This window comes from Nocardia citri, from assembly GCF_054065835.1.
Genome location: NZ_JBSUQM010000034.1, coordinates 18,834 through 33,585, shown reverse-complemented (window position 1 = coordinate 33,585; position 14,752 = coordinate 18,834). Strand labels below are relative to the sequence as shown.

General features: G+C 64.7%; 14 protein-coding genes and 3 pseudogenes. 7 read left to right on the top strand and 10 right to left on the bottom strand.

Translation table 11 applies throughout. The features are described 5' to 3' along the window. Positions 1-18: 18 nt before the first annotated feature. Together ACW2Q0_RS28650 and ACW2Q0_RS28645 are read left to right on the top strand one after the other, a co-directional pair. Complete coding sequence (locus tag ACW2Q0_RS28650; RefSeq protein WP_457194035.1) at positions 19-660, top strand: cutinase family protein; 642 nt, start codon at positions 19-21, stop codon at positions 658-660. A 166-nt stretch (positions 661-826) separates the two neighbouring features. After that, positions 827-1,888, top strand: a complete 1,062-nt coding sequence (locus ACW2Q0_RS28645; protein WP_457194034.1) for a sulfite oxidase — start codon at positions 827-829, stop codon at positions 1,886-1,888. Here ACW2Q0_RS28645 and ACW2Q0_RS28640 read toward each other — a convergent pair. Continuing rightward, positions 1,861-3,045: an NAD(P)/FAD-dependent oxidoreductase gene (locus tag ACW2Q0_RS28640; protein WP_457194033.1), complete on the bottom strand. Its 1,185-nt coding sequence runs from the start codon at positions 3,043-3,045 to the stop codon at positions 1,861-1,863. The two genes, ACW2Q0_RS28645 and ACW2Q0_RS28640, sit on opposite strands and share 28 nt — an antisense overlap. Positions 3,046-3,318: 273 nt before the next feature. Between ACW2Q0_RS28640 and ACW2Q0_RS28635 the strand changes: the two are divergent. Then, positions 3,319-3,972 (top strand): annotated as a pseudogene (locus tag ACW2Q0_RS28635) (dienelactone hydrolase family protein); the annotation flags it as partial. On the opposite strand, the gene ACW2Q0_RS28630 reads toward ACW2Q0_RS28635, so the two are convergent. Then, the gene (locus tag ACW2Q0_RS28630) at positions 3,953-5,074 is read right to left on the bottom strand and encodes a CapA family protein (protein ID WP_457194032.1); all 1,122 of its coding nucleotides are present in this window, start codon (positions 5,072-5,074) and stop codon (positions 3,953-3,955) included. The pseudogene ACW2Q0_RS28635 and the gene ACW2Q0_RS28630 overlap by 20 nt on opposite strands. Positions 5,075-5,373: 299 nt before the next feature. Continuing rightward, on the bottom strand, positions 5,374-5,793 hold the full coding sequence (locus ACW2Q0_RS28625) for a (R)-mandelonitrile lyase (protein ID WP_457194031.1): 420 nt from the start codon (positions 5,791-5,793) through the stop codon (positions 5,374-5,376). Between the two features lie 704 nt (positions 5,794-6,497). Here ACW2Q0_RS28625 and ACW2Q0_RS28620 point away from each other — a divergent pair. After that, on the top strand, positions 6,498-6,848 hold the full coding sequence (locus ACW2Q0_RS28620; protein ID WP_457194030.1) for a histone-like nucleoid-structuring protein Lsr2: 351 nt from the start codon (positions 6,498-6,500) through the stop codon (positions 6,846-6,848). 366 nt (positions 6,849-7,214) lie between these two features. Here ACW2Q0_RS28620 and ACW2Q0_RS28615 read toward each other — a convergent pair whose 3' ends face one another. The 3 genes from ACW2Q0_RS28615 to ACW2Q0_RS28605 all read right to left on the bottom strand — a co-directional run bounded on the left by ACW2Q0_RS28615 (position 7,215) and on the right by ACW2Q0_RS28605 (position 8,283). Continuing rightward, complete coding sequence (locus tag ACW2Q0_RS28615; RefSeq protein ID WP_457194029.1) at positions 7,215-7,517, bottom strand: hypothetical protein; 303 nt, start codon at positions 7,515-7,517, stop codon at positions 7,215-7,217. Then, complete coding sequence (locus ACW2Q0_RS28610; RefSeq protein ID WP_457194028.1) at positions 7,495-7,617, bottom strand: hypothetical protein; 123 nt, start codon at positions 7,615-7,617, stop codon at positions 7,495-7,497. The genes ACW2Q0_RS28615 and ACW2Q0_RS28610 overlap by 23 nt, the downstream gene beginning before the upstream one ends. 192 nt (positions 7,618-7,809) lie before the next feature. Continuing rightward, positions 7,810-8,283 (bottom strand): SgcJ/EcaC family oxidoreductase, encoded by a 474-nt coding sequence (locus ACW2Q0_RS28605; protein ID WP_357004447.1) that lies wholly within the window; start codon positions 8,281-8,283, stop codon positions 7,810-7,812. An 83-nt stretch (positions 8,284-8,366) separates the two neighbouring features. On the opposite strand from ACW2Q0_RS28605, the gene ACW2Q0_RS28600 reads away from it, so the two are divergent. After that, positions 8,367-8,984, top strand: a complete 618-nt coding sequence (locus ACW2Q0_RS28600; protein WP_457194027.1) for a MarR family winged helix-turn-helix transcriptional regulator — start codon at positions 8,367-8,369, stop codon at positions 8,982-8,984. 42 nt (positions 8,985-9,026) lie between these two features. Here ACW2Q0_RS28600 and ACW2Q0_RS28595 read toward each other — a convergent pair. From ACW2Q0_RS28595 to ACW2Q0_RS28585, 3 genes and pseudogenes are all read right to left on the bottom strand, one after another. Then, positions 9,027-9,423 (bottom strand): annotated as a pseudogene (locus tag ACW2Q0_RS28595) (Tn3 family transposase); the annotation flags it as partial. Between the two features lie 152 nt (positions 9,424-9,575). Further along, positions 9,576-10,136, bottom strand: a pseudogene (locus tag ACW2Q0_RS28590) (DUF4158 domain-containing protein); the annotation flags it as partial. A gap of 226 nt (positions 10,137-10,362) precedes the next feature. Further along, entirely contained in the window at positions 10,363-11,166 is an 804-nt protein-coding gene (locus ACW2Q0_RS28585; protein WP_457194026.1) for a hypothetical protein, read from the bottom strand. Between the two features lie 408 nt (positions 11,167-11,574). Between ACW2Q0_RS28585 and ACW2Q0_RS28580 the strand changes: the two genes are divergently transcribed. Both ACW2Q0_RS28580 and ACW2Q0_RS28575 read left to right on the top strand, forming a co-directional pair. Continuing rightward, the gene (locus ACW2Q0_RS28580; RefSeq protein ID WP_457194025.1) at positions 11,575-13,047 is read left to right on the top strand and encodes an MDR family MFS transporter; all 1,473 of its coding nucleotides are present in this window, start codon (positions 11,575-11,577) and stop codon (positions 13,045-13,047) included. 155 nt (positions 13,048-13,202) lie between these two features. Then, the gene (locus ACW2Q0_RS28575; protein WP_457194024.1) at positions 13,203-14,027 is read left to right on the top strand and encodes an FAS1-like dehydratase domain-containing protein; all 825 of its coding nucleotides are present in this window, start codon (positions 13,203-13,205) and stop codon (positions 14,025-14,027) included. 103 nt (positions 14,028-14,130) lie between these two features. Here ACW2Q0_RS28575 and ACW2Q0_RS28570 read toward each other — a convergent pair whose 3' ends face one another. Beyond that, on the bottom strand, positions 14,131-14,466 hold the full coding sequence (locus ACW2Q0_RS28570; RefSeq protein ID WP_457194023.1) for a histone-like nucleoid-structuring protein Lsr2: 336 nt from the start codon (positions 14,464-14,466) through the stop codon (positions 14,131-14,133). Between the last annotated feature and the right edge of the window lie 286 nt (positions 14,467-14,752).

Below are 14,752 nucleotides of genomic sequence, written 5' to 3'. Positions count from 1 at the left end.
GCGTGAGAGGTGAGGAAAATGGGCGACCGAAAGGTGGTTCTGCTCAAAAGGTGGCCGATGGCATCGGCATTCGCGGTCTTGCTGATCGTGGCGAGTGCCGTCCTCGGTCCGCATGCGGCGGCGCAGTCGTGTGCCGCGGTGGATCTGGTGATGGCCAGGGGAACCCAGGAACCGGGGTACCTCGGCACCTTCGTCGGTGATCCGCTGTACGAGGCGATGCGGCGGGCATTGCCGATGAGCGTTGGTGCGTATCCGGTGAATTACTCGGCGAATCTGACCGATGTGGCTGCGGGTAGCGCCGATCTGGTCGCACACGTCGCTGACCGCGCTGCGGTTTGCCCGGATGAGCGGTTCATTCTGGCGGGCTACTCGCTGGGCGCGGGCGTCGTACACGCTGCACTCGGCACCGGTATCGTCGCCGCAGTGCCGGGCGTGGTGCAGTTACCCGGCGATCTCGTCGACCGCGTGGCCGTCGTACTGCTCTTCGGTGACCCGCTGCGCTCCATCGGGTGGCGCGTTCCCGATCAGTATCTGGACCGCACCGCCGATTTCTGCGTGGCCGGTGACCCGGTCTGCGCCGGCGGAATAGATCCGACCGCGCACGCCCGCTACGGCGATTTCATCGGTGCCGCGGTGGGATTCAGCGCCGCGCATTTATAGCGCGTCGACGGAGGCCGCCATCGATCGGGTCGCGGGGCGACCGGTTCCAGCGGTTGTCGGAAATTTGCAGGCAGTGGGGTTTCCGGCGCTGTTCGGATGCCTCCGGGCAGTCCTATACTGACCCCGACAGCCTGTTGCATCTAGATCAGAACGTCAGTCCGAGCCGATGACCCAACTCGTCTCGCGCGCGCAGGGCGTCCGCTTCGATGAACTTGCGCTCGCCACGCGCAATCACGGCATGCAGCTGGAGGGCATGCGGTACGACATCACGCCCATCGGTATGCACTATCTGCTGATTCATTTCGACATCCCAGAGATCGACGCATCGTCGTGGCGGTTGCGGGTCAGCGGATACGTCCAGCGCGGACTGGAGCTATCGCTGGACGACATCAGATCGCGACCGGCGACGACGATTCCGGTCACCCTCGAATGCGCGGGCAACGGACGCACCGGAATGGACCCGCGCAACGTCGGCCAACCGTGGGATCTCGAGGCGATCGGCACGGCGGCGTGGACGGGCACCGCACTGGGCGGGATTCTCGACGACTGCGGTATTCGGGACGAGGCGGTCGAGGTGGTATTCACCGGGGCCGATCGGGGATTCCGGGACAATGTGGAGCACAACTATCAACGCTCCCTGAGCATTGCCGAATGCCGCAGGCCCGACGTTCTCCTCGCCTATGAAATGAACGGTGCCCTGCTTCCGCCGCAGCACGGCTTTCCGCTGCGACTGTTGGTTCCAGGGTGGTACGGCATGGCGAGTGTCAAATGGCTGAAGAATATCGAAGTCGTCGACCGGCCTTTCAGTGGGGTCGAACAGGCGGCCTATCGCTACCAGCGCGATGACGACGATCCGGGCAGACCGGTATCGCGAATCAGGGTGCGTGCGTTGATGGTTCCGCCCGGCATTCCCGATTGGCCGAGTAGGCGGCGTACGGTCGACGCCGGTGCCGTCGTCCTTCGCGGCCGTGCCTGGTGCGGAACATCGCCCGTGGCCCGGGTGGAGGTCGGTGTCGACGGCGTTTGGCAGGGCGCCGAATTGGCTGATGCACCTGCCGAATTCGCCTGGCGCAGTTGGAGTTACACATGGGATGCGCGACCGGGTGAGCATCGACTGAGCTGCCGCGCCACCGACGCGGACGGGAATGTGCAACCGGCCGAGCCGTTCTGGAACCGCCAGGGTTTGGGGAACAACCTGATTCAGCGAGTCCCGGTCACGGTCCGCTGAGGATTGAACCAGCGCTGAATCCGCGTGGCGGCGAATTCGGCCTTCTCGGTTGCCAGTTCGGCCGAGGGGGTGATGAACGGTGCGACCGGCGTCGGCCCGGAAAGGAAGTCGGCGTCGACCTTGCCGACGAGACCGTTCCCGAATTCGATATAGCAGGAGCCCTGGCCTAGATACTTTCCGGGTGCGGACGTTCCGTGCAGCTGCGCGGCAATGTGCGCTGCGACCGTGCGGCCGGCGTTTTCGGCGAACACCCCGGCGCGTGGCACCGGCGCGTCCGCGCAGTCACCGATGGCGTAGACGCCCGGATACGGGGTCGCGAGGGTTCGCGGGTCGACATGGATCCAGCCGTCGGCGCCGCCGACGGTCAGCCCGGATGCCTCGACCACGGGCGGGACACAGTGCGTTGGGATGCCGATGAACAGGTCATAGGCGAGATCACCGGCGCGGGTGGTGGCGATATGGTGCTCCGGGTCGAGGGCACGGACCCGCCGCCCCGGTGAGTAGTCGATCCGCCGTTGCGCGAGCGCCTCGATAAGCGCGGCGGAAGTGTCCGCGGAGACCGGGATCGGTGAATCCATCGGGGTGAGCACGTGCATACGGGTACGGTCGCGGATGCCACGCCGGGTCAGCAACTCGTGCACCAGCATCGCGCCCTCGTAGGGTGCGGGCGGGCACTTGAACGGCACGCTCAATATCGCGATGAGAATTGTGCCACCGTCGAAATGGGCCAGCCGATCGCGCAAGCGGCAGGCGCCTCGGATCGAGTAGTACTCGTGACCGTCCGCGACGAATCCGGGAGTGGCGGCCGGGTCGTACTCGGCGCCCAATGCGACTACCAGATAGTCCGGGTCGTAGCTGGCGCTGTCGGTGACGACGTGGCGGGTCCGTGGGTCGATCGAAGTCACCTGCTCGTGCCGGAACTCGACCCCGGGACGGACCAGATCGCGATAGCTGGCGCGCACGGATTCCGGGGTGCGGTCGCGAAACAGGATTTCCAGTTTGGCGAAACCGAAGGTGAATCCGTCGTTGCGGTCGACGAGTATTGCCTGAACCTCGCCGGGCAGTGATTCGGACAGGCAGGCGGCCAGTTCCAGCCCGCCGAACCCGGCTCCGAGGATGAGTACCGTCGGCGTTCGAGTGTTGTCGGGGATGGACATGATTGCACGCTTTCACGTTGTGAGATGGTGCTGCTCAACCGTGTTGTCGGCGAGGCTCCCCGATAGTCCGTCGTTCACGAGCGTGTTGACTCCGTATCCATTGTGCGCGTCCTAGTAGCCGGATGGAACCCGGACCTTACCTGTGCCTATTCGCGGCAATTGCTGCGGCGCAGTCGCCGTTCCGCGGCCCCACCTGATCGTCGCTTGCACATCACCGGCCGGACGGGTACTCCGGATACCAGGAGGTGGTGTTCGATGCTGCCCTCCGCGTCCGATCCCGTGACACGGACAGAAGAGGTCATCGTGTCGTCGGAGTCCATCCGGCTGACGGGGATACTGGCCGTCCCGGAGAACTCCAGCGGTCTGGTTGTCTTCGCGCACGGCAGCGGTAGCGGCCGGCGCAGTCCGCGGAATCGGCTCGTCGCCGATGTACTGAATCGGGCAGGACTCGCGACCATGCTCGTCGATCTGCTGAGCGCGGCCGAGGAGGGTGACCGTGCGCGGGTCTTCGATATCGAGCTACTCGCTGATCGTCTCGTCGCGGTGACCCGCGGGCTACGCGCGCGGTCGGTGCTGAGCGGGCTTCCGACCGGGTATTTCGGGGCGAGCACTGGCGCCGGGGCCGCCCTGTGGGCGGCGACCGAACCCGGCGCCGAGATCGCGGCGATCGTCTCCCGCGGCGGCCGCCCCGACCTGGCCGGTCCGCGGCTGGCGCAGGTTCGCGCGCCGACGCTGCTCATTGTCGGCGGTAACGACCGGCAGGTGCTGGAGCTCAATCGCGAGGCCCAGTTGCGGATGCCGTGCCCGAGCGAGATCGATGTCGTGCCCGGTGCGACGCACCTGTTCGAGGAGCCCGGTGCGCTCGAACAGGTCGCGGTTCTGGCCCGCGACTGGTTCCGCCGTCATCTCAGCGTTGTGCGGTCTTGAACACCACCGGTAGGTCGCCGGGCCGTGGTGCGACCCGGGTGCCGAAGTCGTAACTGATGTCCTCGAGCGTCTCGCACAGCCATCGAGATTCGCTGCGCGCGGCCGATTCCAGTCGCATCTGCCGTATCCGGAGCGGAATCAGTCGTGTCTGTGCCGCGCCCGGCTCGATAGACACCAGATATAGCAGGCGAAGGTCCGGACGATATCGCTCATATCCGCGGATGCCTTCGTAATCATCGATGACATCCCCGCACCCGTACAGAATGGGTTTGTCCCGGTAGATTTCGATCGGCCGCGGATGGTGTGCGGAATGTCCGTGCACGAGGTCGATTCCGGCATCGATCAATCGATGCGCGAACTGCCTTTCGCTCAGCGGCACCCCGTAGCCCCAGTTGGGCCCCCAGTGCACGGAGACGATCGCGATATCATCGGCGCGCTTGTGCGTTAATACTTCTGCCGCCACCTTCTCCGCCGAGCGAACATTCGGCGAATCACCGATCCACCACAGCCCCGGCCTATCGCGTCCCGCCGCCCAATGGTGCGGAACCCCACTCGAGCCCGCACCGACCGAGACGATTACCGCTCGTCGTCCGTCATCGAGTTCCGAGATTGCCGGGGTTCGGGCTTGGTCGAAATCCGTGCCCGCTCCGGCGCGCTGGATGCCCGCGCTATCGAGTGCAGCCAGCGTGTCGGCCAGCCCTTGAACACCGAAATCGAGAATATGATTATTGGCCAGTGCGCAGATGACCGGCGCGATTGCGGTCAACACCGGCATATTGTCCGGGTGCATGCGGTAGTGGATGCCCTTGAGCGGCGCGAAAGCGCCATCGGCGGTGATCGAGGTTTCGAGATTGATCAGTCGCACCTGCGGGGTCAGCTGAGTGAGCATCGGCAGGACGTCACCCCATGGGTGACAGAAATCCACGGGACGGGCGAATTCACCATTCATTTGCTCCGCCAGCTCCGCATATGTCCGCGCGTCCTCGACACACCGTTCGCGCAGCGTCGGATCGCCGGGGTGCGGAAGAATCTGATCCACACCGCGGCCCAACATGACATCGCCGCCCAACAGCACCGTCGCCATACACCTATTGTCGATCATTTCCGCGGCATCGTTGAATGCCCGGCGCCGCAATACCGTGGTGTGGCTGCAACGGCCGAGGTGCGAGTTATTGCTCGATTTCGGTCTTCGGGAACGGTCTCGACCTCGCTTTCCGTGAGCAGACGGCGTCGGAATTCATGCAGGGTCAGTGCGCGCCGGACATATCGGTCGATGATTGCGGCGAACGCGGTCGAGATTTCCGTTGGGCGGCGGCCTGAGATCCGATCATGGAGGAACGCTTGGTATTCCGTCCGGGCACTTACCTCGGCAGACGGAGTAGGTGGCTTCCACGAGCTTCGCTACTGTGTGAGTTCGTGGTTCGCCCTGTCGTATTCGTCGTAGGTGACGTGTTCGCCCCAGGTGATCTCAGGAACGTCGGGGTCGCCTGTGCCATCCCAGATCGCCAAATGGGTCATGAAGTGGTCGGTGGCCGCGCCATGCCAGTGCCATTCACCAGGCGGGGTGTAGACGGTATCGCCGGGCCGCATCACGATCACCGCACCGTCGCGGGTGGCTACGAGCCCGATGCCCGCGGTGACGTGCAGGGTCTGCCCCAGCGCGTGGGTATGCCAGGCGGTTCGCGCGCACGGGGCGAAATGCACCGCGTTGACCCGCGCCCGCGACGGCTCCTGTCCCTGATAGATCTGGTCGAACCAAGCGTGGCCGGTGAACCACTCGGCGGGCCCCGGCTGTGAGGGCGTCTTGTTCAGTTGCCGCATTGTTTTACTCCTCGAAGATTATGAGCTACTTTTCAGTTACGTAATAAGTGTTGTCTCGCGTGGTCTTGGTTGCTGCGGAATGCGCTAAGGCGCCGTCCGAATCGCACTCCGCGCGGTGGCGCATCGAGTGGGAGCGATCAATCCGACAACCGTGACCGGGGCATGGGGCGAGCAGGATCGAACCGACGGTCGGGCGGTGGCGGCGGGCTCGGTCAGGAGTGCGGCGGGTCGGCCGACGGGCGGATCGACCGGCGCGGCTAGTCCGGCCGCCACCGTGTGGACCAAAGGACCTCGGCCGCGACTTCCTGCGTGCTCGCCCACCGCATGTGGAAGCGAGAACGCAACGGACCACTTTCTCCATGCTCAGCAAATAGTGGCCTAAGGAGAAATGTGGATTCAACCTCGGCCTCTTCGGTCCGTGCGCAATACGGCAATCATCAGGCGAACCAACCTCGCTTGCTTCATGGCTGGTGCTTTCCGTGGCTCGTGGGTGATCGGCCCCTCGGCCGCCGTGTGATTTCCCATGGAATTGATTCGCAGAAGTTTTGTTCAGTAATCGCTGATACCCGGTCGGTTGTGCTGAACCGCGACTGCTGCAGACCAACATCTGCCTGTGCATTTCAACATATTGCGCTGCAATATTGGATATAGTGTCAGCTACCCTCACTATGCCGAAGAAATGCTCACACCTGAAGGGCTGACTCATGGCGAAGAAAGTGACCGTTACCCTGGTCGATGACTTCGATGGCACGTCGAAAGCAGATGAGACCGTTGAGTTCTCCCTCGACGGCGTTACCTATCAGATAGATCTATCGACAAAGAATGCTGGAAAGCTTCGTGAGGCGCTGGAGCCGTGGACGGACAGCGCCCGCAGGCTCGGGCGGCTGAAGTACAGGTCCAAGACCAAAGGCGCCGGCAAGGACTTCGGATCGCCGGTGGATCGGGACCAGTCGCTCGCTATCCGCGAATGGGCTCGCAAAAACGGGCACCAGGTGTCGGCGCGTGGCCGGATCTCCGCCGACGTCGTTGCCGCTTACAACGCCGCAAGAAAGTAAAACAGACTCGACGGCATGCTATTTCTTCGATCCCGCGGCATCGGCTCCTATTCGAGGGGAGTCGGGGCCGCACACCCAGGTTGGTGCGGCGAGCGGGTTCGATCATGACTGGAAACTTCCGAACCCGCCGTCCGGAATATCGATACTCGACTATGGAATTCGCCCGAACGGAGTCAGGAAAATTCCGGATCACACCCGCGCCCGGTAACCGCCTCGAGCGTGACTTTTCACACCGATGGAAGTGGTACGGCGCATGTCGGTGAAGTGGGCCGCGGTAAGGTGTCTGCCCGCTGAATGGAATGCCACTTCGACCGGGGTCCGTGCCGGTTTACTTGTCGCGCAGTGCGTAATCGCGGCGATACGAGGTTAGGGACGGTTGGCGCTCGCCGCCGACTCGGCCAGCACTGGACGCAGGGTGCCCCTGAGGTAGGAGACCGGGGTCAGCCGGGTGATGGCCCAATCCGCCAGGCGGCCGATGAGTCCGGCCGTGCCGGGCCGCAGCATGCCGAGGTCGATCTCGGGTCCATTCCAGATCGGTAATTCTATTCCCGCGCAGCGCGATTCACCTTCGGTGACGTTGACTGGCGTGCCGTAGCCGCAGACGATGCCCAGGTAGTCCTCCATCGCGATCAGTGGTGATGGGTATTCACACTGCTGCTCGCGTCTCACGCAGCAGCACCGCCCGCATATGGCTGCGCTCGGGCTCGGCGGTCGCTCCGGCGTCGAACTCGACGAATTCGGTTTGGCGCACGGTCGTCGTCCAGCCCACCTGCAGGGCTTCCGGTCAGGTTGCCACGGACAACAGCCCGTTATCCGGGCCCTGCGGTCGGCGATTGCGGCCTTCATGGCCAAGTCCTCGGGCGAGCGCCTGGGAAGTGACACTGGGCTACCGGTGCAGGCCTGCCGGGATGTGGGGCGCGAGAGGGATGCTCCCTTCTCGGCCTCAAACTCGTGGCTGCGCTCATGCTGGCTGTGCGAAGCGCTCGGACCACTCTTCGGCGCCCGGCATCGGTGTGCGGCGGGTGTTCTGAAACATGCTGATGAGCCAGCCGGCCGGCTCTCGAAGCATCACGTAGGCGACGGTGGACCGTGCGCTGTTCTCGCGCAAGGACACCTCGCCACCGTCGCTGGTCCCACTGCCGATGAGCACGATAGCCACGTCGGGGCGTACGAGACGGATCTGCGGTTCTTCCCCGAACAGAAGCACCAGCTCCTCGCTGCGATGCGGGCTCTCGAACAGGAGTCGGTGTCCCTCTTCGATCTGTCCTCGCCCCTGAAGGGTGAAGCCGAAGTTGGTCGTGTACTGCGCGTCCTGAGTGAACAGCGCCGCATAGCCGGCGGCGTCACCCCTGGCCCACGTGTCGGACAGATCGGCGAAGATGGCGCGGATCGCCGAGAGATCGGCGTCGTGATGGGTCTGCGGGGTGGTGTTCATAGCTCCTCCAAGTAGAGTAGATTTATCTCTACAAACCGAGTATTTCGGATATTCGAGATAAATGCAAGGGAGTGGAACGCCCTATGACTGAGCCCACTGACGACATCGCCCAGCGCATCGCTCGCGAACTGCGGCTGCTCGCGATCCACACTGTCGTCTACAGCCAGCAGGCGTCCTCGGCGCTCGGGCTCAATGGCACAGAGAGCGAAGTCTTGAACCTCCTCGGACTGGAGGGCTCCCGGACCGCAGGCCAGATCGCCCGCGCCACCGGCCTGAGCTCCGGCACCACCACCGGGGTGCTCGACCGACTCGAAGAGCGCGGCTACATTCGACGCGAACGCGACTCCGCCGACCGACGCAAGGTCATCGTCACGGCCGACCCGGATGCGCTGAAGCGCGTGGGAGGCATGTTCGACGCACATGAACAGACCCTTGCGGCAGTGCTCGGCGAGTACGAAGCCGACGAGCTCCACAGCGTCGCCGAGTTCCTCGCACGACTCACCGAGGCCGCCAAGCAACACCCCTTCACGGCTGACCAGCAGTCGACGGGTTCCCAAACCTCCGGGGGCCGGACCGTCAACTCAGCGGCGGGTGCGACCCGCGGCGAAACAAGCCACGCCAGCACGGTAGAGGGGCATGCCCAGGCAGTCGTTCCAGTTTCGGCGCAGCAGGCGTGCGCAGGAGGCGGCCGGCCGCGTTAGTGGTCCGGTTTCGATCGCGTGGCTTGGAGGGCGGTGGCGAGGTTAAAACAGGGTGTCGCGCACGCGCAAGGGCCGGTAACCGGTAGGCCCGAGCTGGGCGAGTTCGGCGTCGATGTCGACCTCGATGGCGCCGAAGAAGTTGATGTTCTCGCTGTGCGCTGGAGAGATGTGCGCCAGGACATCGTCATCGATCCGGCGTCCGGCTCGGCGCATCTGGTCGACGGCGAGCCCGTAATACTCTGTGGTCCAAGCGATTACGGCGTTGGTGGCCAGGGTCAGGCACCAGGCTTGCTCGGTTTGGTCGTCGAGCTGGCGGGCGCGGATCATGCCCTCGTGGGCGTACAGCAGGTCCCGGCGAAGGGCGTGGAGGGATTCGCCCCTGTTGAGCTGGCGGGAGATCTCGATAGTCGGGATCGGACAGATAGCGGGCGGCGTAGACGTAGACGGTGCGTTTGTCCAGCTCGATCAGCAGCCCCAGCAGCACACACAGCTCGCAGCAGGACACACAGCTCCCAGTAGTGCCTATATGCGGTGACACTGCCCGATTTCCGGGCCTCCTCGAGATATCCACGCCACTTGGTCGGCACGAACCCGCTCAGGTGTGAACTCGTGCGCGAGCCGGTCGTAGGTCTCGGTCTGGGTTTGGTGGCGGGCGTGTGCGACTCGTTCCACCACCGTGCCGGGCCTGGCCGGATCACCCGCGCCGAGATCAGATACTCGCAGCCCAGCCGGAACGGCAGCGTCGGGGAATCGTGCTCCATCGCCCGTGCCAGCGGGAACTCGTCGAGCTCCTTCGATTCCAGCTGCCCGGCCCAGATACTGGGCGGCCAGCCGCACATGCTCGGTGCGGCTCTTGGCGCGCTTGCCGTACGAGCCGATCTGGACCGGATCCACCCGAAGCTGCTCGGCGAGCCGGGCCACCGCCACCGGCGGTGCCGTGGTCAACCGGTCCGGCACGAACCCCAGCCACGGCAACGTGCACAACGCGATCGACAGGCCCAACCGATCCGCCGGACCCCGGCCACGGCCCGGATCCACGAACGCCAGATCAGCCGGGGTCAGCGTGAAATACCGGAACAACTCTTCGCGGCTGATCTCCGGGAACCCCCGCGGACGCTCCAACTCCTCGTCCGCGAACACCCGCGTCGCCACGAACCTCAACCTCCAACACGCCGCCGATCAACCCTCATCGGCAGCCAAGCCGAGCACCAACCACCCGGCCGCGCACCCCGAACGCGAAAACCCTGCTCTACCAGCCCAGTACGCTATATCCGCTCGAAATTCGGTCGATACTAAGGCGACCCCGCAATAGCCATATGAGATGTGGGGAAACTATGAGTGTCAACAAGTTCGCCGGCACGGCCGACTGATCGAGTAACTACTCGTCGGGTGGGGGCTGCAGGCTGATGCGGTCGGCGAGGGCGTCGACGGCGTCCGCGTCGGCGTATGCCTCGGTGGTCAGTTCGAGGAATGCGGCCCAGCGGTTTATACGTGGCGTCCAGCGTTGGATGAAGGCGTGGGCATGTTCGTACTCGCCGCGCGTACCGCTGATCTGTGCACGTGCCGCCGCTTCGGTGGCGGCTTGTACGGTGTTCTGCGCCAGTGCCAACTGTTCGCGGCAGTGGTCGGCGTCGGGGACCTCCTCACGCACGGTGTCGGCTTCGACGCGCAGGTTGAGGATGAGTCCGGCCAGCCGGGGGTCGGCCGGTCCGGAGCGCGGGGCGGAGGTGCCCGCGGCGATGGCCTTATCTCGGCGTTCGCGTCGCCGCCGCTCCCGTTTTTCGGCCAACGCCACTTGCTTACGGTAGGTTTCGGTATCCGCGACGGTGACCACGGGAAAGGTCAATGTTGCTGCCGCAGAGAGCATTTCGTCGCCGTTTCCGTCACGGATCCGCATGGTGACCTGGTCCAGCGGCGGGGCCGGGTCCGGCTCGTCCTCGAGGCGGGCATCGAGCACCGCATTGCGGTAGTCGATCATGATGTCCGCGACGACCCGATCGAACACGGCGGTACCGACCTCGACGTGGTTGCTGCACGTGCGCCCGGTGCAGTCGTCGGGAGTTCCGAATTCGCCGTCACCGGAGTCGACAACGGATTCCCCGGCCGGACCGTTGCCGATCACCTCCCAGCTGTAGGTATTGGATTGTGATACCTCGGCTCGCTCCACACAGTCCTCGGACATGGCCTGACCGTACTTCATGAAGGCGTCGCGAATCGGTTGTTCTGCGAAGCGGTCGACACACGCCTGGGGACGCCATCGGATCGGGCGCCACGGCTGCTACCGGGTTGCTGCCGCACACAAGTGTCATCGTCACCGCGAACGCCGCCGCTGCGCTCGTCTCTATCCTGCGGTGGACCATTCGCGCAGAAAATTAGAGGATCGTTCTTCTTTACGAGAGTAATGTTCGCATCCATGCGCGTGCGGTGGGGAGTGTGTCGATGGGTGGAAGAACTTGTCGGTGGCGACCGCAATACTGACGCGAGCCGATGAATTCGAGCCCGCGGCCCCGTCTGTATCACTGTGGCGCGATCCGATGACTCGGCACCGCGCCGCACTCAATTCCTGTCGACATGCTGTGGAGGTACCCCGATGTCAGCCGAACTTTCCGCCCCCGCCACGGGAGGGCGGACGCCGACCGTCATCCGGGTACTGGTACTCGCGACCTTCGTGGTGATCCTGAACGAGACCATCATGATCAACGCGATTCCGCGGCTGATGGCGGATCTCGAGGTCGCCGAGCGGGCGGCGCAGTGGGTGTCCACCGCATTTATGCTGACGATGGCAGCCATCATCCCGACCACCGGCTGGTTCCTGCAACGGGTGTCGACCAGACGCGCCTATGCCGTCGCGATGGGAGTCTTCCTCGCTGGTACCGCGGTGTCGGCCCTTGCGCCGTCGTTCGCGATACTGCTGCTCGGCCGGATCATTCAGGCCTGCGGTACCGCGGTAATGATGCCGCTGCTGATGACCACACTCATGACCGTGGTGCCCGAGCGGGATCGCGGCCGGGTGATGGGCAATGTCACCCTGGCCATTTCGGTGGCACCCGCCCTCGGTCCGGTAGTTTCCGGGATGGTGCTGCAGATCGGTTCCTGGCGTTGGCTTTTCGCGCTGGTACTGCCGATCACGGCGGTCGTCACCTGGCTGGGCCTGCGTCAGCTGGAGAACGTCGGTGAACCGCAAGCCGGGGCGATCGACTGGTCGAGTGTGGTGCTGGCCGCGCTCGGATTCGGTGCGCTGGTGTTCGGGCTCAGCCGGTTCGACAGCGACAACCTCACCAGCCCCGCCCTGATCGTCGCCGTGGGTTCGGCACTCATCGCCGTATTCGTATTCCGTCAGCTGCGCCTGCAGCGCGCCGGCACCCCGCTGCTGGATCTGCGGGTCCTGCTGTCCGGCACCTACGCGAAGTCGCTGGTGCTGATGTCGGTCGCGTTCATGGCGATGCTCGGCTCGATGATCCTGCTGCCGCTATACCTGCAGAACCTGCGTGGTCTCAGCCCGCTGCAGACCGGCCTGCTGGTGATGCCGGGCGGGCTTGCGATGGGCCTGCTCGGCCCGACGGTCGGCCGTCTGTTCGACCGTTTCGGTGGCCGCGTACTGGTGATTCCCGGTTCGGTCGGCATCGCCGCGGCGCTGGCCGGTTTCACCCACATCTCGATGTCCATGCCGTACTGGCAGCTCCTGGCCTTGCACATCCTGCTGATGGTGTCGCTGGCCACCACCTTCACCCCCGTCTTCACCCTCGGCCTCGGTGCGCTCCCGCAGCACCGGTACTCCCACGGCAGCTCCATGCTCGGCACCCTCCAACAGGTCGCCGCAGCCTTCGGCACCGCCCTGGTGGTAACGGTGATGTCGGCCCGCAGTACCGGACTCGTCGCCAACGGCACCGACCCCATCACCGCTCACCTCGACGGCATGCGCCTGGCCTTCCTCGTCTCCGCCGCTTTGGCGCTGGTCGTGATCGCTGCGGCCGTGGTCCTGCCGAGCCGGGCGGCTGCGGCCGTCCCGGAGGAGGCGACCGAGGAACGCGATGGCGCAGTGCCTGAATTTGTCAAGGGCTGAACATAATTCGGTACGACGAACCTTTTCCATCTTCGGTCGACAGCTGGTCCTGGGAGACTGGAAACCGGCGGTGGAAGCGGTGCCTCGACTGGGCAGCATATTGCTGCCTTGCGTGCGGAATTCACACCGGCAGGACGTGTTTCGAAGGAGCTGGCATGAGCGAAGTGGTCGAACGCACCGAAGTGCTACTGCCCGGTCCGGCGGAGGCGCTGAGCGGGCTGCTCGGTGTCCCACTGCCCGATCTCGACAAAGGACTTCCGCTGCTGTGGCACTGGATCTATCTGCTCGAGCGACCCGCACAGGTGGATCTGGGACCTGATGGTCATCCGATTCGCAATACCGTTCCGGAACCGCCGGGGCCCGGTCGACGCCGGATGTGGGCCGGTGGCCAGGTGCGCACCCGCGGGGCGCTGGTGTGTGGTGAACCGGCGACCAAGCGCACGAAAGTGCTATCCACACAGGAGAAACAGGGGCGCACCGGTGTGCTGACCTTCGTCGTTGTCGGCCATCAGATTCTGCAGGGCGACCGGATCGTCGTGGACGAACGCCACGATATCGTCTACCGTGACGCCGCCGAGCAGGGCAGGCAATCCGGCGAGCCGGAACCGGGCCAGGACGCGAAAGTGCCTCCCGCCGAAGGTGAATGGGCCATCGACACCTCCCCGACACTACTGTTCCGATATTCCGCGCTCACCTATAACGGCCACCGCATCCACTACGACCGTGACTACGCCCGAGATGTCGAGGGCTATCCAGGTCTGCTTGTGCACGGGCCGTTGCAGGCGGTGGCCATGGCCGAGGCGGCTCGGGCCCGCGGATACGCCGGAGACCAGGTCTTCGACTATCGGCTGCGGTCACCGCTGTTCGATCACCAAGGGCTGATCGTCTCGGCGACTCCGCGCGACGGTGCGCTCGTGACCGTCGTGCGGGACGGTTTCGGACGGCAAACCGCCACCGGAACACTGTATCCCGCCGATTGACGATGCCCGGTCGGCCCCGCACCCTTGCTCGCGAACCCCTCGATTCGCTGGCAATGCTCCGACGAGCAGTGTGGGGCCTTCCTCTCCGGTGTCGCGAACGCGGTCAGGCGTTGGCCTTTTCGTAGGCCTGAGCTACTTCTGCTGAAATCCGTCCGCGGGCCGATACCGCGATACCTTTCGTGCGGGCCCAGTCGCGGATGGCGACCGTGCGGGCGCGGTCGTTGGCCGTGCGCGAGGTCTGGCCCTTGCTCCGGGACGCGCGACCGATTTTGCGAGCGCTCGAGGTCCAGGGCTCGAAGATGCCGCGCAGGTGGCCGGCATTCCGGGTGGATAGGTCGATTTCGTATTCGACGCCGTCTACGGCGAAGGTCACTGTTTCCTCGGCGGGGGATTTGCCGTCGTAGTCATCGACGAGCGTCACAACGACCTTGCGTGCCATGGGCATTCCTTTTCGTGGGTGGATAGCGGGCAGAGGATCGTGATCAGAGGATCGTGATCATAACGAGCGGCCGTACAACGATCGAACCCACCCCGAATCGGCGATCGCGAACCGGTTTGTGCGGATCGCCTCGCGGTTGTGCCGGTGCGGCATGGGTTTCCGGCGATGACGGACAAACTGCCGAAACCGGATGTACCCCTCTCGGGAATCCTTCCAGGCGAGACGGTTTCGACCAAGCGGTTGGTTCAGTGAACTATCAGCGATCCATGTATTGATCGCCGACGGT